23 protein-coding genes are annotated in these 21,370 nt (G+C 66.9%); 7 read left to right on the top strand and 16 right to left on the bottom strand.

All coding sequences use genetic code 11. The annotated features are described in order from the left end of the window. Positions 1 to 196: 196 nt before the first annotated feature. The 5 genes from AC1D1A_RS05410 to AC1D1A_RS05390 all read right to left on the bottom strand — a co-directional run bounded on the left by AC1D1A_RS05410 (position 197) and on the right by AC1D1A_RS05390 (position 4,993). Positions 197 to 1,228 carry an NADP-dependent oxidoreductase gene (locus AC1D1A_RS05410; RefSeq protein WP_476856597.1) on the bottom strand — a complete coding sequence of 344 codons (1,032 nt, stop codon included), beginning with the start codon at positions 1,226 to 1,228 and terminating at the stop codon, positions 197 to 199. Beyond that, the gene (locus tag AC1D1A_RS05405; protein ID WP_028277343.1) at positions 1,225 to 1,656 is read right to left on the bottom strand and encodes an organic hydroperoxide resistance protein; all 432 of its coding nucleotides are present in this window, start codon (positions 1,654 to 1,656) and stop codon (positions 1,225 to 1,227) included. The genes AC1D1A_RS05410 and AC1D1A_RS05405 overlap by 4 nt, the downstream gene beginning before the upstream one ends. Positions 1,657 to 1,822: 166 nt before the next feature. Next, complete coding sequence (locus AC1D1A_RS05400; RefSeq protein ID WP_476856598.1) at positions 1,823 to 2,287, bottom strand: MarR family winged helix-turn-helix transcriptional regulator; 465 nt, start codon at positions 2,285 to 2,287, stop codon at positions 1,823 to 1,825. A gap of 275 nt (positions 2,288 to 2,562) precedes the next feature. After that, the gene (locus AC1D1A_RS05395; protein WP_476947293.1) at positions 2,563 to 3,762 is read right to left on the bottom strand and encodes an amidohydrolase; all 1,200 of its coding nucleotides are present in this window, start codon (positions 3,760 to 3,762) and stop codon (positions 2,563 to 2,565) included. A 97-nt stretch (positions 3,763 to 3,859) separates the two neighbouring features. After that, positions 3,860 to 4,993, bottom strand: coding sequence for a mannose-1-phosphate guanylyltransferase (locus AC1D1A_RS05390; protein ID WP_026537818.1), 1,134 nt, complete (start codon positions 4,991 to 4,993; stop codon positions 3,860 to 3,862). A gap of 267 nt (positions 4,994 to 5,260) precedes the next feature. Here AC1D1A_RS05390 and sdhC point away from each other — a divergent pair, with 267 nt between their 5' ends. The 5 genes from sdhC to AC1D1A_RS05365 all read left to right on the top strand — a co-directional run bounded on the left by sdhC (position 5,261) and on the right by AC1D1A_RS05365 (position 9,813). Then, positions 5,261 to 5,641: a succinate dehydrogenase, cytochrome b556 subunit gene (sdhC, locus tag AC1D1A_RS05385; RefSeq protein WP_079553238.1), complete on the top strand. Its 381-nt coding sequence runs from the start codon at positions 5,261 to 5,263 to the stop codon at positions 5,639 to 5,641. 3 nt (positions 5,642 to 5,644) lie between these two features. Then, positions 5,645 to 6,139, top strand: coding sequence for a succinate dehydrogenase hydrophobic membrane anchor subunit (locus AC1D1A_RS05380; RefSeq protein WP_476859163.1), 495 nt, complete (start codon positions 5,645 to 5,647; stop codon positions 6,137 to 6,139). Positions 6,140 to 6,330: 191 nt separating this feature from the next. Further along, positions 6,331 to 8,130, top strand: a complete 1,800-nt coding sequence (sdhA, locus tag AC1D1A_RS05375; protein WP_476849119.1) for a succinate dehydrogenase flavoprotein subunit — start codon at positions 6,331 to 6,333, stop codon at positions 8,128 to 8,130. A gap of 1 nt (position 8,131) precedes the next feature. After that, on the top strand, positions 8,132 to 8,914 hold the full coding sequence (locus AC1D1A_RS05370; protein ID WP_026537821.1) for a succinate dehydrogenase iron-sulfur subunit: 783 nt from the start codon (positions 8,132 to 8,134) through the stop codon (positions 8,912 to 8,914). A gap of 134 nt (positions 8,915 to 9,048) precedes the next feature. Further along, on the top strand, positions 9,049 to 9,813 hold the full coding sequence (locus tag AC1D1A_RS05365) for an alpha/beta hydrolase family protein (RefSeq protein ID WP_476947292.1): 765 nt from the start codon (positions 9,049 to 9,051) through the stop codon (positions 9,811 to 9,813). Here the strand turns inward: AC1D1A_RS05365 and AC1D1A_RS05360 are convergent. The 11 genes from AC1D1A_RS05360 to glyA all read right to left on the bottom strand — a co-directional run bounded on the left by AC1D1A_RS05360 (position 9,776) and on the right by glyA (position 19,674). Further along, complete coding sequence (locus AC1D1A_RS05360) at positions 9,776 to 10,942, bottom strand: YihY/virulence factor BrkB family protein (protein ID WP_476947417.1); 1,167 nt, start codon at positions 10,940 to 10,942, stop codon at positions 9,776 to 9,778. The two genes, AC1D1A_RS05365 and AC1D1A_RS05360, sit on opposite strands and share 38 nt — an antisense overlap. After that, positions 10,887 to 11,498, bottom strand: a complete 612-nt coding sequence (locus AC1D1A_RS05355) for a 2'-5' RNA ligase family protein (protein WP_223914197.1) — start codon at positions 11,496 to 11,498, stop codon at positions 10,887 to 10,889. The genes AC1D1A_RS05360 and AC1D1A_RS05355 overlap by 56 nt, the downstream gene beginning before the upstream one ends. Positions 11,499 to 11,502: 4 nt before the next feature. Next, complete coding sequence (trpS, locus tag AC1D1A_RS05350; RefSeq protein ID WP_476947291.1) at positions 11,503 to 12,618, bottom strand: tryptophan--tRNA ligase; 1,116 nt, start codon at positions 12,616 to 12,618, stop codon at positions 11,503 to 11,505. A gap of 17 nt (positions 12,619 to 12,635) precedes the next feature. Then, a complete protein-coding gene (locus tag AC1D1A_RS05345) occupies positions 12,636 to 13,469 on the bottom strand; it encodes an exodeoxyribonuclease III (protein ID WP_476849121.1) in 834 nt (277 codons plus the stop codon). A 10-nt stretch (positions 13,470 to 13,479) separates the two neighbouring features. Next, positions 13,480 to 14,049 (bottom strand): hypothetical protein, encoded by a 570-nt coding sequence (locus AC1D1A_RS05340; RefSeq protein ID WP_476947290.1) that lies wholly within the window; start codon positions 14,047 to 14,049, stop codon positions 13,480 to 13,482. Between the two features lie 128 nt (positions 14,050 to 14,177). Continuing rightward, positions 14,178 to 14,534: a VOC family protein gene (locus tag AC1D1A_RS05335; RefSeq protein WP_230009984.1), complete on the bottom strand. Its 357-nt coding sequence runs from the start codon at positions 14,532 to 14,534 to the stop codon at positions 14,178 to 14,180. 25 nt (positions 14,535 to 14,559) lie between these two features. After that, a complete protein-coding gene (locus AC1D1A_RS05330; protein WP_476849124.1) occupies positions 14,560 to 15,408 on the bottom strand; it encodes an ABC transporter permease in 849 nt (282 codons plus the stop codon). After that, positions 15,405 to 16,280 (bottom strand): ABC transporter permease, encoded by an 876-nt coding sequence (locus tag AC1D1A_RS05325; RefSeq protein WP_476871289.1) that lies wholly within the window; start codon positions 16,278 to 16,280, stop codon positions 15,405 to 15,407. The genes AC1D1A_RS05330 and AC1D1A_RS05325 overlap by 4 nt, the downstream gene beginning before the upstream one ends. A gap of 10 nt (positions 16,281 to 16,290) precedes the next feature. After that, positions 16,291 to 17,268: an ABC transporter ATP-binding protein gene (locus AC1D1A_RS05320; RefSeq protein ID WP_043436284.1), complete on the bottom strand. Its 978-nt coding sequence runs from the start codon at positions 17,266 to 17,268 to the stop codon at positions 16,291 to 16,293. A 183-nt stretch (positions 17,269 to 17,451) separates the two neighbouring features. Further along, complete coding sequence (locus AC1D1A_RS05315) at positions 17,452 to 18,372, bottom strand: bifunctional methylenetetrahydrofolate dehydrogenase/methenyltetrahydrofolate cyclohydrolase (protein ID WP_230008086.1); 921 nt, start codon at positions 18,370 to 18,372, stop codon at positions 17,452 to 17,454. Positions 18,373 to 18,375: 3 nt separating this feature from the next. Then, the gene (gene glyA / locus AC1D1A_RS05310; RefSeq protein ID WP_476947289.1) at positions 18,376 to 19,674 is read right to left on the bottom strand and encodes a serine hydroxymethyltransferase; all 1,299 of its coding nucleotides are present in this window, start codon (positions 19,672 to 19,674) and stop codon (positions 18,376 to 18,378) included. 313 nt (positions 19,675 to 19,987) lie between these two features. On the opposite strand from glyA, the gene purU reads away from it, so the two are divergent. Then, complete coding sequence (gene purU, locus AC1D1A_RS05305; protein WP_476856602.1) at positions 19,988 to 20,848, top strand: formyltetrahydrofolate deformylase; 861 nt, start codon at positions 19,988 to 19,990, stop codon at positions 20,846 to 20,848. 21 nt (positions 20,849 to 20,869) lie between these two features. Then, positions 20,870 to 21,349, top strand: coding sequence for a methyltransferase domain-containing protein (locus AC1D1A_RS05300; RefSeq protein WP_476856603.1), 480 nt, complete (start codon positions 20,870 to 20,872; stop codon positions 21,347 to 21,349). Positions 21,350 to 21,370 lie beyond the last annotated feature (21 nt).

The raw sequence follows: 21,370 nt of genomic DNA, 5'->3' as shown, positions 1-21,370 counted from the left end.
CGCACTTATGCAAGCTACTGTAGTGGCCTGCGCCACGTCCCGATAACACACGTCCCGGCGAATGCCCAGATTGTTGAGAACTTGTTACCTAGAGGTAGCCGGTGCCCGCCGCGACCACAGACGCCTCCGGCGCCGGTCCCCGCAGGAACCGGCGCCGGAGGCGTATGTGGCGGCACGGCGATTGCCGGGTGTCCGGCTACAGCCGCACGAGCATCTTGCCGGTATTGGCGCCGTCGAGCAGGTCCATGAAGGCCTGCGGGGCGTTCTCCAGCCCGTCCACCACCGTCTCGTCGTAACGGACCGTTCCGTCGGCCAGCCAGCCGGACATGGTCTCGACGAACTCGGCCATGTGCTGCCAGTAGCCGCCCACCAGGAAGCCCTTGAGCGTCAGTTGTTTGCCGATCGCCAGCATGAGGTTCCGCGGTGCCGGCGTCGGTTCGGTCGCGTTGTACTGGGCGATGGCCCCGCACATGGCCACCCGGCCACCGACCGTGAGGGCGGACAGCGCGGCTTCGAGGTGCTCGCCGCCGACGTTGTCGAAGTAGACGTCGATCCCGCGCTCACCCGCGGCCGCGGCGAGCTGTTCCGCCACGGGGCCGTCGTGGTAGTTGAACGCGGCATCGAAGCCGAGTTCGAGCAGGCGTGCCACCTTTTCCGGCGAGCCRGCGCTGCCGATCACCCGGGACGCGCCCATGGCCTTGGCGATCTGCCCGACGAGCGAGCCGACCGCGCCGGCGGCGCCGGAGACGAACACGGCGTCGCCGGGCTTGAATTCCGCGACCTTCAGCAGTCCCGCGTAGGCGGTCAGCCCGGTCATGCCGAGGGCGCCGAGGAATGCTGACGCGGGGGCCAGATCGGTGCGCGCCACCGTGGTGGCCGCGGCATCGACGACGGCGTATTCGCGCCAGCCGAGGCCGTGCACCACCGTGTCGCCCACAGCGCGGCCTTCGGCCCGGGACGCGATCACTTCGCCGACGGCGCCGCCGTCGAGGGCGGTATCCAGCGCAAACGGCGCGGAGTAGGACTTGACGTCGTTCATGCGTCCGCGCATGTACGGGTCCACCGAGATGAACAGGTTGCGGACCAGGACCTGGCCGTCCTGCAGTTCGGGCAGCGCCGACTCGGCGAGGCGGAAGTTCGCCGGGACGGGGCGGCCGTGGGGGCGGGACGCCAGCTGGATCTCGCGGGTGGTGGCGGGAAGGGTGAGAGTTTCGGTGTTGTTGCTCATGCGGCTACCTCCAGGATGGTGATGTCGACAGTGATGTTGCCGCGGGTGGCGTTGGAGTACGGGCAGATCTGGTGGGCCTTGGCCACGAGGGCCTCGGCCGTGTCCCGGTCCACGGCGGGCAGGGCGATCTCAAGTTCGGCGGCCAGACCGTAGCCGGCACCGTCCTCGAGAGCGCCGAAGTGGATCTTGGCGGCGACGGCGGAGTCCGTCAGGTCGGCGCGCTCCTTGCGTCCCACCAGGCGCAGGGCGGAGTGGAAGCACGCGGCGTAACCGGCGGCAAAGAGCTGTTCGGGGTTGGTGCCCGCGCCGTCACCGCCGAGTTCGACCGGGCTGGCAAGGGTGACGCTCAGCTTGCCGTCCTTGCTGATGGCGGTGCCGTCGCGGCCTTCGCCTGAGGCCAGGGCCTCTGCTGTGTAAAGGGTCTTCATGGTGATTCCGTTCTGTCGGCGGGAAGAAGGGGTTCAGCGGGGAACTCGCCGGAAGCCTGCGGAGTCGCCGTAAACTTCCGGCGAGCTGGCACGCCTCCCGCGATTTCGACGTCGGCCGTGGGGGCCGGGGAAGGGTGGTGGAGGGGGAAGGGCTTAAGGGAAGGGCTTAGTGGGAGGCGTGGAGCGCGTTCGTCAGCCGGCCCAGGGTGTCGCGGAGCTGGTCCAGTTCCGCGGCGGTGAGCCCGGCGGCGTCCGCCAGGCGCTGCGGGATGCCGCTGGCCTTGGCGCTCAGGGCGGCGCCGGCGCCGGTCAGGAAGATCTCCACGCGGCGCTCGTCCTCGGCGGAGCGGCGGCGCTGGACGAGTCCGAGCGCTTCGAGCCGCTTGAGCAGCGGCGAGAGCGTGCCGGAGTCCAGGCCCAGCTCCTCCCCCAGTTCACGCACGCTGCGCGGCTCCGCTTCCCAGAGCACCAGCATGGCGAGGTACTGCGGGTAGGTCAGGCCGAGCTCCTCGAGCATGGGCCGGTAGGCGGCCGTGGCGGCACGTGAGGCAGAGTACATCGCAAAACACACCTGCCGGTTCAGGCGGAGCGCTTCCGGGCCGTCCGTGCGGGCCTCTTCTGACGTGGTCATGACTCCACCGTACCGCACAATTTAGTTGCGTGCAATTCGGTTGTGCACAACTGAATTGCGGAGCGGGAACCGGCATCGACGTAGAAGGGGCCGCCGCGGCACGATTCCCCGTCGCTGCCGCCGAGTTTCCCCACGTTTGACGGGTGCCGACGGCGTGTCGGCCCGCACCGCCGGCGTGTCCCGGCGTCGTGCCGGAATAGGTGGGGAAACTCCGTGCGGCGGTCCTGGCCGGGTGCAGCAGGGCGGGCCCGGTGTAGGGGCCCGGGCGGAACGGCTTACAGGTCGCGGATGGTGCGCAGGGCCGCCGCCGTGAGCACCTGGATGCCCAGGCCCAGCGCCCGCTCATCGACGATGTAGTCGCCGCGGTGAAGGTCGTATTCTTCCCCGCCTGGCGTCTTCGTGCCGAGGCGCATCATGGCGCCGGGGGTGTCGGCCAGGAACCAGGCAAAGTCTTCCCCGCCCATGGACTGCGGGGTCAGGACCACGGCGCCCTCGCCGATTTCGGCGCGGGCCGCGGCCTCGATCAGCGCGGTCTCGTGCTCGGAGTTGACCACCGGCGGCACGCCGCGGGTGTGTTCTAGGTGGACATCGACGCCGTACGGCTCGGCGACCTGCCGGATGATGTCGTCGAGCAGCTCGCCGGCGTCGTGCCAGGCGTCGCGGTCCAGGCAGCGCATGGTGCCGGCCATGTAGCCGCTGCCCGGGATGGCGTTCGGGGCCGAGCCCGCGGAAATCTGCCCCCAGACCACGGACACGCCGCTGCGGACATCGACGCGGCGCGAGAGCACTGCGGGAACGTTGACCGCGATCTGCGCCAAGGCGAAAACCAGCTCCTCGGTCAGGTGCGGGCGCGAGGTGTGGCCGCCGCGGCCGGAGAGTTCAATCTTGATGGTGTCCGAGGCGGAGGTGATCGCCCCGATCCGGGTGCCGATCTTGCCGATCTCGATCCGGGGGTCGCAGTGCAGCGCCAGGATGCGCGGCACGCCTTCCAGGACACCCTGTTCGATGCACGAGGTGGCGCCGCCGGGCATGGTTTCCTCGGCCGGCTGGAAGATGATCCGGACGGTCCCGTTCAGCGGGGACGCCTCGTGCATGCGCTGCAGGACCAGCGCGATCCCAAGCATGGTGGCAGTGTGGACGTCGTGGCCGCAGGCATGGGTCACGCCGTGGTTCTTCGAGGCGAACTCAAGGCCAGTTTCCTCGATGATGGGCAGGGCATCGATATCCCCGCGCAGTGCGGTGGCGATGGGGCCCTGCCCGACGTCGACCGTCAGGCCCGTGCCCTCGAGGCGGCGCGGCTTGAGCCCGGCTTCCTCGAGCCGTTTCGCCAGCTTGTCGGTGGTGCGGAACTCCTTGAACGAAAGTTCCGGATGCGCATGGAGGTCGCGGCGGAAAGCGATCAGCTCCGGCAGGAGGGGCTCCAGCCACGGCCCCACGAGAGTCGTGGGCTCAGCTTCAGTCGAATAGTTGCGCACGGAATAACTCTATCGAGCGGCCAAAGAATAGCGGCATCGGGTACGGCGCGTTACGGATTGCTGAACATTGCACAGGCCGTGATCCGCTCCCCTCCGCCTACAGGACGTCGGTGTCGCCCTTGGCCTTGATGGCATCCACGGCCTGCTTGACCCGCTGCGAGTGTTCCTTGGTGGTGACCAGCAGGGCGTCCGGGGTGTCAACGATCACGACGTCCTTGATGCCGATCAGGGCGATCACCCGTTTGGTGTCGGAGACCACCACGCCGCTCGCGTTTTCGGTGAAGACGCGTGCGCCCTCACCCAGGACCGTGACCTCGTCGACTTCCTTGGCGCTGTTGAGCCGGCCCACGGAGGCGAAGTCTCCGACGTCGTCCCAGAGGAACGTTCCGGGCACCACGGCGACGTCGCCGGCGGCGGCGGCGGGCTCGGCGACGGCGTAGTCAATAGCGATCTTGGGCAGCGTGGGCCACACCCGGGCCGTGACGGCGTCGCGCTCCGGAGTGTCCCAGGCCTTGGCGATCTCCTGGAGTCCGGCGAAGAGCTCGGGCTGGTTGGCTTCGAGGTGCTTGAGCATCAGCGAGACCGGGGCCACGAACATGCCCGCGTTCCAGACATATTCGCCACTGTCGACGTACTCCTGGGCCACTTCCTCGCTGGGCTTCTCCACGAACTCCACCACGGACTGCGCACTGGGCGCGTCCGGGATGTGGAGGTTCGCGCCGGAACGGATGTAGCCGAATCCGGTGGAGGGATGGGTCGGCTTGATGCCGATGGTGACGATCTTCCCCGCGGCCGCGGTGTAGACGGCTTCACGGACGGCGTCCTGGAAGAGGTCGTCCGGGCTGATGACCTGGTCCGCGGCGAACGAGCCCATGATGATGTCCGGGTCCCGCTCGTGCAGGATGGCCGCGGCGAGGCCGATCGCAGCACCGGAGTCCTTGGGTTCGCTCTCCAGCACCAAGTCGGCTTCCAGGACCTCAGGCAGCTGGCGGCAGACGGCTGCCCTGTGGGCGGAGCCGGTCACCACCAGCACGTGCTTGCCCGCGACGGGCTGGAGGCGGTCATAGGTCGCGCGCAGCAGAGTACTGCCCGAACCGGTGAGGTCGTGAAGGAATTTCGGGGCCGCTGCCCGTGACAGGGGCCAGAGGCGGGTCCCCACCCCGCCCGCCGGAATAACCGCAATAAAACGGTCCAGCGGTGAATCCTGGCTTGTCACTTTGTCTGTAGTCATCACGGCTACTTTAGCCGACGGCGGCCAATTCGGTCCGAATTGGGCCGGGATCAGGCCCTTCCGGCGCCTGCGACCACGGTCAAATGTGGCGTTCGTCTCAAAACAAACGCAAAACCGCGCCGGGGCCTGTCAACAAGGAGTTCCCAAATTGAATAAGCTGTGAGCGAAGCCTAGATTTAGGCTTGAGCTTACGAGTGCTCTCGCAGCAGGCGTTCCCCCCGCGTGGATCCCATGCCAGCGCCGCTGTGTTGCAGGGAGGTTTATTCAGTGCCGACAAAACCAGCTGGCACCTTGTACCGCGGCCGTGAAGGCATGTGGTCCTGGGTTGGACACCGCATTACCGGTGTAGTGATTTTCTTCTTCTTGTTGGTCCACGTGCTGGACACCTCATTGGTGCGTGTGTCCCCCGAGGCCTACACCGCAGTGATTGGTGCCTACAAGAACCCCCTCATGGCCCTGGGTGAAACGGGCCTTGTCGCGGCGATCGTGTTCCACGCCTTCAACGGCCTGCGGATCATCGCCGTCGACTTCTGGAAGAAGGGTGCCAAGTACCAGCGTCAGATGCTCTGGACGGTCCTGGGCCTCTGGGTCGTCGTCATGGTCGGCTTCTCCATCCGCCACCTGTCCCTCGCCCTTGGAGGTCACTAAGCCATGACTGCAACCATTCAGAGTCCGCGCAGCGGAAAACCCGGTAGTGGAAAACCCGGTAGCGGAAAGATCCAGCCCAAGTACCGCCGCACTGGCGGTTCCAAGGGCAACTTCGAGATGCTCGCCTGGCTCTTCATGCGCCTCTCCGGCGTCGTGCTGGTGGTGCTGATCTTCGGCCACCTGACGGTGAACCTGCTGGTCGGCGAGGGCATCCACGCGATCGACTTCGGCTTTGTGGCCGGCAAGTGGGCCGACCCGTTCTGGCAGTTCTGGGACCTGGCCATGCTGTGGCTCGCCATGCTGCACGGCACCAACGGCGTCCGCACGATCATCAATGACTACGCCGAGAAGGACGCAACGCGCCTTTGGCTGAAGATTGTGCTCTATGCGGCCACCACGGTCATCATCATCCTGGGCACCCTGGTCATCTTCACGTTCAATCCGTGCCCCGTGGCCAACGGCGTCCAGCTTCCCGGCGGTTTCTGCCCCGCGCCTTAGGGCGCAGCCGATACGACTCAGCCGTAGCGGCGGAACCGCCGCGGACAGCAGCCCGTCCGGGCAGGAATCCGCGGTCCGTCACGGCAACTGATCTTGCCTGCCGAGCGCAGGCGCAGATTGCACGAGACTTCACCGGGCAGGCGCGGCCTGCCGGTGGTTTATAGCGAATTTTGAGAGAAAGAGCGTCTGGTATGCAGGTCCATAAGTACGACGTCGTGATCGTCGGTGCCGGTGGCGCCGGGATGCGCGCGGCGATCGAATCAGGTCAGCGCGCCCGAACAGCAGTACTGACCAAGCTCTACCCCACGCGGTCCCACACCGGCGCGGCGCAGGGCGGCATGTGTGCAGCCCTGGCCAACGTCGAGGAAGACAACTGGGAGTGGCACACCTTCGACACCATCAAGGGCGGCGACTACCTGGTTGACCAGGACGCCGCCGAGGTCATGGCGAAGGAAGCGATCGACGCCGTCCTGGACCTGGAAAAGATGGGCCTGCCGTTCAACCGCACGCCCGAGGGCCGCATTGACCAGCGCCGCTTCGGTGGCCACACCCGCGATCACGGCAAGGCACCGGTCCGCCGCGCCTGCTACGCCGCCGACCGCACCGGCCACATGATCCTGCAGACCCTGTACCAGAACTGCGTCAAGCACAACGTCGAGTTCTACAACGAGTACTACGTCCTGGACCTGCTGACCGTCGAAGAGGACGCTGTCCGCGAGGACGGCACGCCGTACAAGCAGAAGCGCGTCGCCGGCGTCGTGTCCTACGACCTCGCCTCCGGCGAGCTGCACGTCTTCCAGGCCAAGTCCGTGGTGTTCGCCTCCGGCGGCGCCGGCAAGGTCTTCAAGACCACCTCCAACGCCCACACCCTGACCGGTGACGGCATGGGCATCGCGTTCCGCCGGGGCATCCCCCTGGAGGACATGGAATTCTTCCAGTTCCACCCGACAGGTCTGGCCGGCCTGGGCATCCTGCTCTCCGAGGCCGCCCGCGGCGAAGGCGCGATCCTGCGCAACTCCGAGGGTGAACGCTTCATGGAGCGCTACGCGCCCACCATCAAGGACCTCGCCCCGCGCGACATCGTGGCCCGCTCCATGGCCAACGAAGTCCGTGAGGGACGAGGCTGCGGCCCGAACAAGGACTACGTCCTCCTGGACCTGACGCACCTTGAGCCTGCACACATCGATGCCAAGCTGCCGGACATCACCGAGTTCGCCCGCACCTACCTGGGTGTGGAGCCGTACACGGAGCCGGTTCCGGTGTTCCCAACGGCCCACTACGCCATGGGCGGCATCCCCACGAACATCAGCGCCGAGGTCCTCCAGGACAACGACACGGTGGTCCCGGGCCTCTACGCCGCCGGCGAGGTCGCCTGCGTCTCCGTCCACGGCTCCAACCGTCTGGGCACCAACTCGCTGCTGGACATCAACGTGTTCGGCAAGCGCGCCGGTATCGCCGCCGCCGAGTATGCCAAAACCGCCGACTTCGTGGAGCTCCCCGTTGACCCGGAGGCCTACACGCTGAACCTGCTGGAGCACGTCCGCACCTCTGACGGCACCGAGAAGGTCGCTGCGATCCGCAAGGAACTGCAGGACACCATGGACGCCAACATGCAGGTGTTCCGCACCGCCGACACGCTGAACCAGGTCCTGAAAGACATTGCCTCCTTCGAGGAGCGGTACCAGCGCATCAGCGTCCAGGACAAGGGCAAGCGCTTCAACCTGGACCTGCTCGAGGCCGTGGAGCTGGGCTTCCTGCTCGAGCTCGCCAAGGTCATGACCGTGGCGGCCCTGCACCGCGAGGAATCCCGCGGCGGCCACTTCCGCGAGGACTTCCCCGAGCGCGACGACGAAAAATTCATGAAGCACTCCATGGCGTACAAGGATGACCACGCCCCGGCGGACGGTTCCGCCGAGTCGATTGCCGGCATCCGGCTTGCCACCAAACCGGTGGTCTTTACGCGCTACGAGCCGATGGTGAGGAAGTACTAAGATGAGCGCTGAACTCGCTGAGCCAGCATCCAAGATCGAACTGCCCGCCGGCGTCGGCGGGGGCGGGGAAATCCCGTCCTTCGACGTCACGCTGCGCGTGCGCCGCTACAACCCCGAGGTCTCCGAGGACGCCACGTGGGATGACTTCAAGGTCACCATGTACGGCACCGACCGTGTCCTGGACGCCCTGCACAAGATCAAGTGGGAGATGGACGGCAGCGTCTCCTTCCGCCGTTCCTGCGCCCACGGCGTCTGCGGCTCCGATGCCATGCGCATCAACGGCCGCAACCGCCTCGCCTGCAAGACCCTGCTGAAGGACCTGGACACGTCCAAACCCATCACGGTCGAGCCCATCAAGGGCCTGCCGGTGGAGAAGGACCTGATCGTGGACATGGAGCCGTTCTTCCAGTCCTTCCGCGAAGTCATGCCGTTCCTGATCAACCGTGGCCACGAGCCCACCAAGGAACGCCTGCAGTCGGCCGAGGACCGCGAACGGTTCGATGACACCACCAAGTGCATCCTGTGCGCCGCGTGCACCTCGTCCTGCCCGGTGTTCTGGACCGACGGGCAGTACTTCGGCCCGGCGGCGATCGTCAACGCGCACCGCTTCATCTTCGATTCCCGTGATGACGCCGGCGACATGCGCCTGGAGATCCTCAACGACAAGGAAGGCGTGTGGCGCTGCCGCACCACCTTCAACTGCACCGAAGCATGCCCCCGCGGCATCCAGGTCACGCAGGCAATCGCTGAGGTCAAGCAGGCCATCCTGTCCCGCAAGGTCTAAGGACCGGTTTCGCCGGCCGGCATTACCGGCTTCACCTTCAGTAGTTACCGACGACGGCGCCTCTCACCTTCCGGGTGGGGGCGCCGCCGTCGTTTCGGCCCTCAATGATTCGCCCTCACACGAAAGGGGACACTTTGTCCCGCTCAGAAAAAGTCTCGTTCCTGGGTTCCACCGGCGAGCGGCTCTCCGGCGTGCTGGACCTGCCGGAGGGCCCGGTCAAGGGCTGGGGGGTGTTCTCGCACGGCTTCACCCTGGGCAAGGACAGCCCCTCGGCGTCGCGGATGTGCAAGGCCCTGGCGGACAACGGCGTGGGCATGCTCCGGTTCGACAACGTGGGGCTCGGAGAGTCGGCGGGAATGTGGTCGGAGGGGTCCTTCAGCCACAAGGTGGCCGATACCGTCAAGGCCGCCGAATTCATGCGGGACTCAGACCGGCGGGTTTCCCTGCTGGTGGGCCACTCGTTTGGCGGCGCGGCTGTCCTGTCCGCCGCGCGGCAGATCCCGGAACTGAGGGCCGTGGCCACCGTGGGTGCCCCCTTCTCCCCCAAGCACGTGGCCCACGTCTTTGACGCGGCCCTGGACCGCATCCTGAGCGAGGGAAGCGCCGAGGTGGACCTCGGCGGCAAGCGGGTGGAGATCCGCCGGCACTTCGTCGAGGATCTCGAAAACGCGGACCTGACGGACTGCATCCGGCAGCTGCACAAGCCGCTCATCGTGCTGCACTCCCCCACCGACAATACGGTCGGGATCGAAAACGCCAGCACCATCTTCCAGACGGCACGCCACCCGCGCAGCTTCGTGTCGCTGGAGGGCAGCGACCATCTCCTGACCGGCAAAGGCCAGGCGGCCCGTGCGGCGAAGATTATTTCGGCGTGGGCCGACCAGTACCTCGACGCCTGAACGCGGCGGCCAGCGGCCCGCGGCGGACCCGCTGCTCTACCGGGGTTTTACCCGGCTGGACGCGCCGGGCACCCCAGCCGGTGGTCGCGGCGGCGGGCCCGGCCTTGAGGTCCTCTTCCCGGATCGCCACCCACGCGGCGCAGATCACGTAGACCTGGCTGACCAGGTTGAACCAGATCAGCAGGCCGATGATGATGGCGAAGGGCGCCAGAATGGGGTTCTTGCCCGCGCTGGCCAGCAGCTGGGTGCTGAAGATCTGCAGGATGGTGGTGCCCACCGCGGCGAGAGTGGTCCCTTCCAGAAGGGAGCGCCGTGCCGGCTTCAGCCCGGCGGCCACCCGGTACATGATCACGGCGGTGCCCCAGCCGAGCAACAGCGGGACGAGGATCGTGACGGAGGTCGTCAGCGGCCCGGCAATTATCGGCTCGAGGCCCAGCTGCCCGGTAACCCATCCGGCGGCCGTGCCGAAGATCAGCGAGGCCGCGGAGCTGACTACCAGGGCCAGCCCCATGAGCAGCAGCGTGCCCACGTCCTTGAGTATCTGCAGGATCGGATTCATCACCAAAGGGCCGAGCTGCATCATGCTCCGCATACCGTCGCGGATGCCGCTGATCCAGCCCAGGGACGTGAACACCGTCACCACGGCGGCGATCCCGGCGGCCCAACCCAGGCTGGTGGGGTTCAGCAGCGCATAGGGGTCAACCAGCCCCTCGCTGCCGTCGACCTGCAACAGGCCGGGCGCGGCGGCGGCCACACTCCTGATGACCTGGTCCAGCAGGGCCGGGTGGTCGCTGAGCACGAGGCCCGCCAAGGACAAGCCAGTGGCCAACAGGCCCGTGATGGAGAAAAACATCCGGAAGCCGATGCCGGCACTCAACAGCGGGCCACGCTGACGCAGGTAGTGCGAGTATGCGCGCAGGGGCAGCAGCATGTTCAGCCGGGCCAGGAGCCAGTTCATCATCGCGATCAGGGACGCGACCATGCCGCCGCCGGAGCGCCGGGCCCGGCCCCATTCGACCCTCTTGCGGATGACTTCCAGTTTCAGCCCGGCCAGATCGGTGGGGAGCGGCGGCTTATCGGGCGCCTGCGGTGCCGTCCGGGCCTCTGTCGTGGTCAGGTTTGGTCCCAAAATCAAGCTCTTCCCGTAGCTGCCAGATGCCGTTGTCATCGTGCTCGTAAAGTCCCATGCTAGCCACAGGAAACGTGGCCCTGTAATCCTTCAGGACCGTTTCGGCCTCGTCGAGGCTTTCCGGGGCGACATCGTGGGCCACGGTGACGTGCGGGTGGTAACCGAACGGCAGTTCCCGCTCCAGGGGGCCGGACTGCAGCTGGCGGTGCAGGTTCACGCAGTCCCCGAAGCCGTCCTCTACGTTCAGGAAGACCACCGGGGACACCGGCCGGAAAGACCCGGTCCCTGCGATGGTCACAGTGAAGGGCTCCTGCCGCCGTGCCACGTCCCGGACATGGCGCTGGGTCGCGGCCCAGTCTTTCGTCATGGTGGTGGTGACCAGCGTGATGTGGGCCGGGACGACGGCGGCCATGGGATCCCCGAAGGATGCCCGCCAGCGCTGGAGCTCCTCAGCGATGTCCGCCGGGAACCTCAGGATCACACCGATGCTGATGCCTTCGCTGCGCTGTCCGTTCGACGTGGCGGCTTTCGCGGTGACTTTGCTGACGGAGGACATTGACCTAGCGGACTCCCTGGGCGCCGGCATAGGGCAGGAAACCCACCTTGGCGTAGACGTCGCGCAGGGTCACCGAGGCAATCTCCCGGGCCTTGTCCGCGCCGAGGCCCAGCAGCCGGTCCAGCTCCGCGGGATCGTCCAGCAGCTCCTTGGCCCGGTTCCGGATCGGGGTCAGGTGCTCCGTGACCACCTCGGCGAGGTCCGCCTTCAGGTGGCCGTACATCTTTCCCTCATAGGCGGTGACGAGGGCGTCGACGCTTTGCCCGGTGATCGAGGAGTAGATGGTCAGCAGGTTGGACACGCCCGGCTTCGCCTCCCGGTCGAACCGGATCTCGGTCTCCGTGTCCGTCACGGCGGACTTGATCCGCTTGGCCGTGACCTTGGGCTCGTCCAGCAGGTTGATCAGCCCTGCCGGCGACTCCGCAGACTTGGACATCTTGGCGGTGGGGTGCTGCAGATCGTAGATCTTCGCGGATTCCTTCTGGATGAAGGGCTGCGGCACTGTGAACGTGTCGCCGAAGCGGGAGTTGAACCGCTGGGCCAGGTCACGGCTGAGTTCCACGTGCTGGCGCTGGTCCTCGCCGACGGGGACACCGTGCGGCTGGTACAGCAGGATGTCGGCTGCCTGCAGGATGGGGTAGGTGAACAGCCCGACGCTGGCGTGGTCAGAACCCTGTTTGTGCGCCTTGTCCTTGAACTGGGTCATCCGGGACGCCTCGCCGAAGCCGGTGATGCAGTTCAGGACCCACGCCAGCTGGGCGTGCTCGGGCACCTGGGACTGGACGAAGAGCGTGCACTTGTCGACGTCGACGCCGCCCGCAATGTACTGTGCGGCCGTGACCCGGGTGCGGTGCGCCAGCTCGGCAGGATCCTGCGGAACGGTGATCGCGTGCAGGTCCGGGATGAAGAAGACGGCGTCGTACTCGTCCTGCATCCGGACCCAGTTCACGAGGGCGCCGAGGTAGTTGCCAAGGTGCAGGGAGTCGGCGGAAGGCTGCATGCCGGAGAGGATGCGGTGCCGGGCCGTGGTGGCCGCAGAGGCGTCCTTCGCGGTGGCGGTCTGAGCGTCGGGGGCGGCGCCGGCCTGGGCCACAGTGGTCGCAGTTGAAGTGGTGGTCATTCGTGGAAGCCTTAAGACTAGAGCCGGTAGTCCACTACCAGCGGGGCGTGGTCGGAGAAGCGTGTGTCCCAGGACGCTGCCCGGTCAACAACGGCTGACACTGCGGCAGCAGCGAGAGCGGGCGTGGCCATGTGGTAATCGATGCGCCAGCCGGTGTCGTTGTCGAAGGCCTGGCCCCGTTGCGACCACCAAGTGTAGGGGCCGTCGACGTTACCCGCCAGGCCCCTGTGAACATCCTTCCAGCCGATTTCCTCGCCGAAGAAACGGTCAAAATAGGCCCGTTCTTCGGGCAGGAAGCCGGCACGTTTGACGTTGCCCTTCCAGTTCCTGATGTCCAGCTCCGTGTGGCCGACGTTGAGGTCGCCCACCACCAGCGCGTGGTCACTGTGCTTGGCGAGTTCGGGCAGCCGCTGGACCATGACGTCGAGGAAACGGAATTTGTCGTCCTGCTTGGGTGTGCCGGCCTCGCCCGAGTGCACGTAGGCGCTCACGACGGTCAGCTGTGAAGCCTGCCCGTCCGCGTCCCGCACGATGTAGTCCGCCTCGACCCAGCGTCCGGCCGTGGCGAAGAAGTCATCGCCGATCCCCACCCGGGTGGCCAGGGGCTCTTCCCGGGAGGCAATGGCAACGCCGGCCCGGCCCTTGGCCTCGGCCTCGGCGTGGAGAATGTACCAGCCCTCGCCGAGCAGTTCCTCGACGATCGCGTCCGGCGCGCGGACCTCCTGGAGGCACAGGATGTCCACCTCGCGCGGCTCAAGCCACTCCGCCATGCCCTTCTTGTAGGCGGCACGGAGGCCGTTGACGTTGACTGACGCGATGCGAAGGTGGTCCTTCTTCAATGCCGAGCTCACCCGATCCACTCTAGTCGATGATGGTTCCGCTGACGGGAGCGTCATCGCCGCCCGGGGATTTGATCATGTCCCGCGCGTTGGTGGCGGTGATCTCGATGGTCTCCAGGGCGCGGCTGATCGTGTCGCGGTCCGCCGCCTCGCCCTTCGCCCGCTCCTGCTCGACCACCCGGACCTGGACCTGGACAATCTTGAAGGAGTGGTCCAGCTTCATGTCGCGGACGCTGTCCGCTGCGCGGCTTTCGCTCACCACGCGGGTTCCGCCGTGGTCCGCGCTGCCCGCAGCCGGCGGCCGGCCCGCTGCGGCGTTGAACGCGTTCTGGGCCTCGGTCAGCCTGGCCCCGGCCTTCTTGGCGGCCTTCTGGATGCTGAACACGACGAAGGAGGCCAGCGCCAGCCAGAAGCCGGCGATGATCGCCACGATCCAGCCCACGACGTCGTTCTGGTTGGCCGCGAAGATCACGGCCACCACGAACGCGATGATGAAGATCAGCAGCCCCGGCCCGCTGATGCGGAACATGGAGAACCGGCCGCGGGCCGTTGTGTCGTTGGACGTGGACGAGGAGCTACCCAGAGATTGCATGAGCCCATTATCGCAAACGGGGCCGGCCGCCCGTTCCGCTTCCACCCCGGGCGAACGCCGCCCCGGCGCCCGGCCTGGGTCAGGACCAGCGTTTAGGTCAGGACCGGCGTTTAGGTCAGGACGGAGGTTTAGGTCAGGACCAGGCAGAACGGGTGGCCGCTGGGGTCCGTGTAGACCCGGAAGGTTTCCGTACCGGCGTCGAGGCTGGTGGCGCCGAGCCGGAGCACCTCGGCTTCGGCGGCGTCGAGGTCCCCGACGAGCACGTCCACGTGCATCTGCTGCGGGTGCTCGGCGTCGGGCCACTGCGGGCGGACCAGCCGTTCCACCCGCTGGAAGGCGACGGCGGGACGGTCGGCGGCGTCGCCGATCGAAATCCATTCCTCGTCCTCCTGCACCCGGATCATCCCCAGCAGCTCCTGGTAAAAGCCGGCGAGCTTGTCCGGGTCCTCGCAGTCGATGACGAGGGCCTGCCATTTTCCGATCATGGGGTCTCCTTTTTTGGAAGGACGGCTACTTTAGGAACAGTTTGCGCAGCCGGCTCGTGGTGAGCAGGACGCCGAGGGCAATCATGACGAGGTAGTAGCCGATGTGCACGGCGGTGGCCGGGGTGAACACCCCCACGCTGATCTGGCGCAGCAGTTCCACGCCGTGCCACAGCGGCATGGCCTGGATCAGCCACTGGATGGACTGCGGGTAGACGCTGAGCGGATAGAACGTGGCACTGAAGAGGAACATGGGCAGCATGACGAAGTTGATCCAGTCCATTTGCTGGAACGTCTTCATGTAGCTCGTGATCCCCATGCCGAAGCTCGCGAAGCCGAAGGCGATCAGCACCGAGGCCGGGATCATCAGGATGGCCCACGGCGTGGTGATGAGGCCCATCAGGCCCATGACGGCCGTGAAGCCGGTCGCGTACATGGCCCCGCGCAGCAGGGCGAGGAAGATTTCGCCCATGGCGACATCCAGCGGCCCCAGCGAGGTGTAGAGCATGCCCTGGTACAGCTTGGCGAAGTTCATCTTGAAGAAGACGTTCCACGTGGAGTCGTAGACGGCGCCGTTCATGGCGGACACGGCCAGCAGCGCCGGCGCGATGTACGCGGCGTAGCTGATTTCCTGCCCGCCCGGGCCCTGGACCGACCCGACAATGGCGCCCAGGCCCACGCCCATGGAGATCAGGTACAGCACGGGTTCGAAGAACCCGGAGACCATGACCATCCAGTTGCTGCTTTTGGTGGCCATGAGCCCGCGGGCGACGACGGCGCGGACGTTGCGGGAGTAGATGGGCCCGTAGCGGCGGCGGCGCGCGGCTTCGGTGACGCTGTGGTCCCCTGTGTTGAAACTTCCGGTCAGGACGCTCATGAGGCCATCCTTTTGGCGAACTGGCGTTTGGTCAGGATCCAGCCGGCAGCCGCCAGGCCCAGCAGGAAGAGGACGTGGACGACGGTGAGCCAGGGCTCTTCCTCGTACCCGTAGCTGACCACGCGGCCAAGCTCGGTTCCGTGCCAGATCGGTGAGATCCAGCCGATCCAGCGGACTGCGAGCGGGAGCGTGTCCAGCGGGAAGAACGTGCCGGAGAACAGGAACAACGGCATGACGATGAACCGCATGACCATGGCGAACTGGCCCTTGTCGTGCTGGATGGTGGCCGCGTAGGCCATGAGCGGCAGGCCGAAGGACAGGCCGGCGAGGGTGGCGATGAGGATCGACACCCAGCCCCAGGCGCCGGGCGAGGCGCCGAAGAGCGCGACGACGGCGAAGTAGATGGCCGACTGCAGCAGGAAGCGCACCGTCACGGCGATGATCTGGCCGCCGGCGATCTGCTCGGGAGTCAGCGGCGAGGCGTGCGGGCCGTAGTAGACGCGCCGCCACTTGAAGCCGTCCATCACGGGGAAGGTGAACTCGTTGGCGGCCGTCATGACGGCCGCCGAGATCAGCAGGGCCGGCGCGATGAACGTCAGGTAGCTGACCCCGCCGAAGACGCCGGCGCCGTTGGCCTCGACCAGGGTGGCCAGGCCAACGCCCATCGCGAACAGGTAGGCCACCGGCTGTCCCACGCCGTACATCACGATGGTCCAGCCGTAGCCCTTCATGACCCGCAGGACCTGTTCGGCGTAGTAGAACGCGCCCCAGCGGCGGGCACGGGCGGCCGAGACTTCCGGCGAGTGCGCGCGCAGGGCCGTCCCCGCCGCGGCGCCCGCCGTCGTTCCCGCTGCTTGAATTGGCTTAGTCAGCTGCTCTTTCTTAGTCAACGAGGCTCCTGCCGGTCAGGCGCAGGAAGACGTCTTCGAGTGAGGAGCGGCGGACCAGTGAGGTGACCGGACGCAGGCCGCGGGCGGTGACCTGCTCCAGGGCGGCCTCGCCGTCGTGGGCGTAGATGAGCACCCGGTCCGGCAGGGTTTCCACGCGTTCGCCGATGCCGCCGAGCTCCGCGCCGACGCTCGCGTTGCGTTCCGAGCCGAAGCGCAGTTCCAGGACCTCGCGGGTGGAGTATTCGCGGATCAGGCTGGCCGGCGATCCCTCGGCCATGATCCTGCCCTTGTCCACCACAATCAGCCGGTCGCACAGCTGCTCGGCCTCGTCCATGTAGTGCGTGGTGAGGATCAGGGTGACGCCCTGTTCCTTGAGCCGGAACAGCCGGTCCCAGAGGATGTGCCGGGCCTGCGGGTCAAGGCCGGTCGTCGGCTCGTCCAGCAGCAGGATCCGGGGCTCGTTGATGAGCGAGCGGGCGATTGTCAGGCGCCGCTTCATGCCGCCGGAGAGGGCATCGACCTTGGAGTTGGCCTTGTCGGTGAGCTGGGCGAATTCCAGCAGCTCATCGGCCTTGGGCTTGAGGTAGCTCATGGGCAGGCCGAAATAGCGGCCGTAGACCAGCAGGTTGTCCCGGACTTTCAGTTCCTCATCCAGGTTGTCCTGCTGCGGCACGACGCCCAGGTGGGCGCGGACCTCCGGCCCGTGCTGTTCGGGGTCCAGGCCCATGATATTCAGGCTGCCGGAGGTGCGCTGCGAGACCCCGCCGATCATCTTCATCGTGGTGGACTTGCCGGCGCCGTTGGGGCCCAGCAGGCCGAACGCTTCCCCGGCGGGAACGCGGAAGGAAATGCCGTCGACGGCGGTGACGTCGCCGTAACGTTTGGTCAGGTTCTCGGCGGTGATGACGTATGGGAGAGCGGCGTCGGAGGGGCTGCTCGCGCGTGATTCTTTAGAGGCAAGTTCGGACACCCGCACTACGGTAGTGGATCCCCGCAAACTATGAAAGAGTCTTTTCGTAAAAACTCCTGACGTATCCGTTCCGTTATGCCGGCAGGCGTTAGAACGTGCGGAATCCTGCGGTGGTTGGGCCCGCCGAAAGCCGGCCCAACCACCGCGGGAGCCTTAGGCGGGCCCCGGGCGGCGTTCCTCTGCTCAGCGGTTTTTCTCTGCCCATTGGCGTTCCGCGGTTTCCACCACGTTCGCGAGCAGCATGGCGCGGGTCATGGGCCCCACTCCCCCGGGGTTCGGCGAGAGCCAGGCGGCGACGTCGGCCGCAGCGGGGTCCACGTCGCCGGTGACCACTGCCTTGCCGCTGCCGTCATCGACCCGGCTGACACCGACGTCGAGCACGATCGCCCCGGGCTTGAGGTCCCCGGCCTTGATCATGTGCGGCTGCCCGGCGGCGGCAATCACGACGTCAGCCTGCCGCAGTTCTGCCGGCAGGTCCACCGTTCCGGTGTGGGCCAGGATGACCGTGGCATTGACGTCCTTGCGGGTCAGCAGCAGACCCACGGGACGGCCGATGGTGACGCCGCGGCCCACCACGAGGACGCGTTTGCCGTTCAGGTCGATCCCGTGCCGGGTCAGCAGCTCCACGCAGCCCTTGGGCGTGCACGGCAGCGGGGATTTCATGGGTCCGCTGACGTTGGCCACGAGCCGGCCCAGGTTCATCGGGTGCAGGCCATCGGCGTCCTTCTCGGGATCCATGGCCTCCAGGATGACGTCCTGGTCGATGTGTTTGGGCAGGGGCAACTGGACGATGTAGCCGGTGCATTCCGGGTTCTCGTTGAGCTCGCGGACCACGGCCAGGAGTTCGTCCTGGCTGGTCTCTTCCGGCAGGTCGCGGCGGATGGAGGTAATGCCCACCTCGGCGCAGTCCTTGTGCTTGCCGCCGACGTACCAGGTGCTGCCGGGATCGGAGCCCACCAGGATGGTGCCCAGCCCGGGCGTGATGCCCTGGGCCTTGAGCACGGCCACGCGCTCGGTCAGCTCGGCCTTGATGGCGGCGGCGGTGGCCTTGCCGTCAAGGATCCGTGCAGTTTCAGCCGTTTTTGCGGTGTGCGAAGAAGTCATGGCCTACCACTGCTCGTGCTGCGGGTACAGCGGGAAATCGGCGGCGAGCTTGTCCACGCGGGCCTGTAGGGGTTCGATCTCCGTGGCAGCTCCGGACTTCAGCGCCGTGGCGATGATGTCCGCCACCTCGGTGAATTCCTCGGCGCCGAAGCCGCGGGTGGCCAGGGCCGGTGTGCCGATGCGCAGGCCGGAGGTGACCATCGGCGGGCGGGGGTCGAACGGCACCGCGTTGCGGTTGACGGTGATGCCGATCGAGTGCAGGAGGTCCTCGGCCTGCTGGCCGTCCAGCTGGGAGTTGCGCAAGTCCACCAGGACCAGGTGCACGTCGGTGCCGCCGGTCAGGACCGAGACGCCCGCGCCGGCGACGTCGGCCTGGCCGAGGCGCTCGGCGATGATCTTGGCGCCTTCGAGCACACGCTCCTGGCGCTCCTTGAATTCCTCGGTGCCGGCGATCTTGAAGGCCACGGCCTTCGCCGCGATCACGTGCATGAGCGGGCCGCCCTGCTGGCCGGGGAACACGGCGGAGTTAAGCTTCTTGGCCCACTCCTGCTTGGCCAGGATCACGCCGGAGCGCGGACCGGACAGCGTCTTGTGCACGGTGGAGGTTACGACGTCGGAGTACGGCACCGGGCTCGGGTGCAGTCCGGCGGCGACGAGGCCGGCAAAGTGCGCCATGTCGGTCCAGAGCAGGGCGCCGACCTCGTCGGCGATCGAACGGAAGGCCGCGAAATCGAGGTGCCGCGGGTAGGCGGACCAGCCGGCGATGATGACCTGGGGCTTTTCGGCGATGGCCTGCTCGCGCAGCTTGTCCATGTCGATGCGGAAGTCATCTTCCTCGACCTGGTAGGCGGCGACGCTGTAGAGCTTCCCGGAGAAGTTCAGCTTCATGCCGTGGGTGAGGTGCCCGCCGTGGGCCAGGGACAGGCCCAGGATTTTGTCGCCGGGAGTGATCATGGCGGCGAGCGCGGCGGCGTTGGCCTGCGCACCGGAGTGCGGCTGCACGTTGGCGTATTCGGCGCCGAAGAGGTCCTTGACGCGGTCGATCGCGAGCTGCTCCGCGACGTCGACGTATTCACACCCGCCGTAGTAGCGGCGTCCCGGGTAGCCCTCGGCGTACTTGTTGGTCAGGACGGAGCCCTGGGCTTCCATCACGGCGCGCGGGGCGAAGTTCTCGGAAGCGATCATTTCCAGGGTGCCGCGCTGGCGGCCAAGTTCCTGGGCAAGGACGGCGGCGATTTCAGGGTCGAGTTCGGCCAGCGGCTGGTTGCTCACGGCGGCTGAGGTGGCGGTGGTAGTAGTCACGAGGAACTCCTGGTTGGCAACGGGTACGGCTATTGGTCAGGCTACCGGCTGGCCCGTTGCGCCGCCCCTTGATTACGGGCCCCTTGACAGCGGGCCGCGACAGCGGCGGCCGGCACCCCGCGCGGGCACCAGCAACGGTGCGGCAGCAGTGATGCTGCCGACCGGTAAGACATGACCCTCGGCCCAGGCGTACGATCCGTGGTCTTCGTGAGTGCCGCTCCCTGATGGTTAGCCATCCAACGCCAGTTGCGACGGGTTAACACTACCAAAACCCTTTCAAAACTGCCCTTGAAGCGCAGGTAGGCTGTTCCTCGTGACTGATGAGAACCTGACTGCCTCCTACATCCTGACTCTTTCCTGCCCTGACCGGCCTGGCATCGTGCACGCCGTCGCCGGGGCCCTCCTGGTGGCGGGCTGCAATATTACAGATTCCCAGCAGTACGGGAGCCAGGGCACGGGCACCTTTTTCATGCGGGTCGAGGCGACGACGGCGGCGGCCCAGGCGGAGCTGCAGGCGGCGCTGGAACCTGTGGCGCAGGCCTTCGGGATGCAGTGGAGCCTCAACCCGGCCGGGCGGAGGGTCCGCACCCTGCTGATGGCCAGCACGTCCGCCCACTGCCTCAACGACTTGCTGTTCCTGCAGCGCTCCGGAACCCTGCCGATCGACATTCCGGCCATCGTGTCCAACCACCGCGACCTCGAGGGTTTGGCGGAGTTCTACGGCATCCCGTTCCACCACATCCCGGTCACCCCGGACACCAAGATCCAGGCCGAGGACGCCCTCCGGGTCCTGATGAAGGAACACGACATCGAGCTCACCGTCCTGGCCCGGTACATGCAGATCATCTCGGACGAGCTCTGCACCGAGCTGACGGGCAAGGCCATCAACATCCACCACTCGTTCCTGCCCTCCTTCAAGGGTGCCAAGCCCTACCACCAGGCGCATGCCCGCGGCGTGAAGCTCATCGGCGCCACGGCGCACTACGTCACGGCGGCCCTGGATGAGGGGCCCATCATCGAGCAGGAAGTCATCCGCGTGGACCACCGGCGCACCGCGGAGCAGTTCGTCCAGATGGGCCGCGACGTGGAGGGCCGGACCCTCGCCCAGGCCGTGCAGTGGCATGCCGAGCACCGCGTCCTGCTCGACGGCAACCGGACGGTTGTCTTTAACTAGAAGCGGTCATTAACTGGAGCTATGGAATCCTCCCGCAGGGACCGGCTCGAATCGTTTGTGGCGCTGTTGAAGAACGAGGGCCGGCACGGCGTGCTGGGCCTGGATTGCGGCCCGGGCGCCGACGGGCTGCACTTTGTGCAGTCCGGCATCCATTTCACCGGTGTCGACCAGTCCGAGGAGAACATCCACATCGCCCGATCCCACGGGCTGGAAGCCTCCGTGGCCGGACCGGTCTCCCTGCCGTTCGCCGATGCCGCGTTTGCCTCAGTGTGGGCGGTGGACGCCCTGGCGGGCCTGCCTGCGGAACAGTGGGACGACGTCGTCCGCGAACTCGGGCGGGTGGCGGAACCGGGCGCGCCGATCGCCGTCGTACTCCCCGCACCCGAACCGCGCAGCTCAGGCGACCCGCACACCTCGGCCGACCCGCGCGGCGAGGGCGAGTGGCGTGGCGAGAGCGAGTGGGGCGGCGAGGGCTTCACGGTGCTCCGCTCCCCCGCCTGACCCTCCTTTTCCCGTTGAGCT

The organism is Arthrobacter sp. P1_B9 (genome assembly GCF_056406495.1).
Note: the sequence above shows the minus strand (reverse complement) of the source record. Positions and strands in the feature narration are given on the sequence as shown.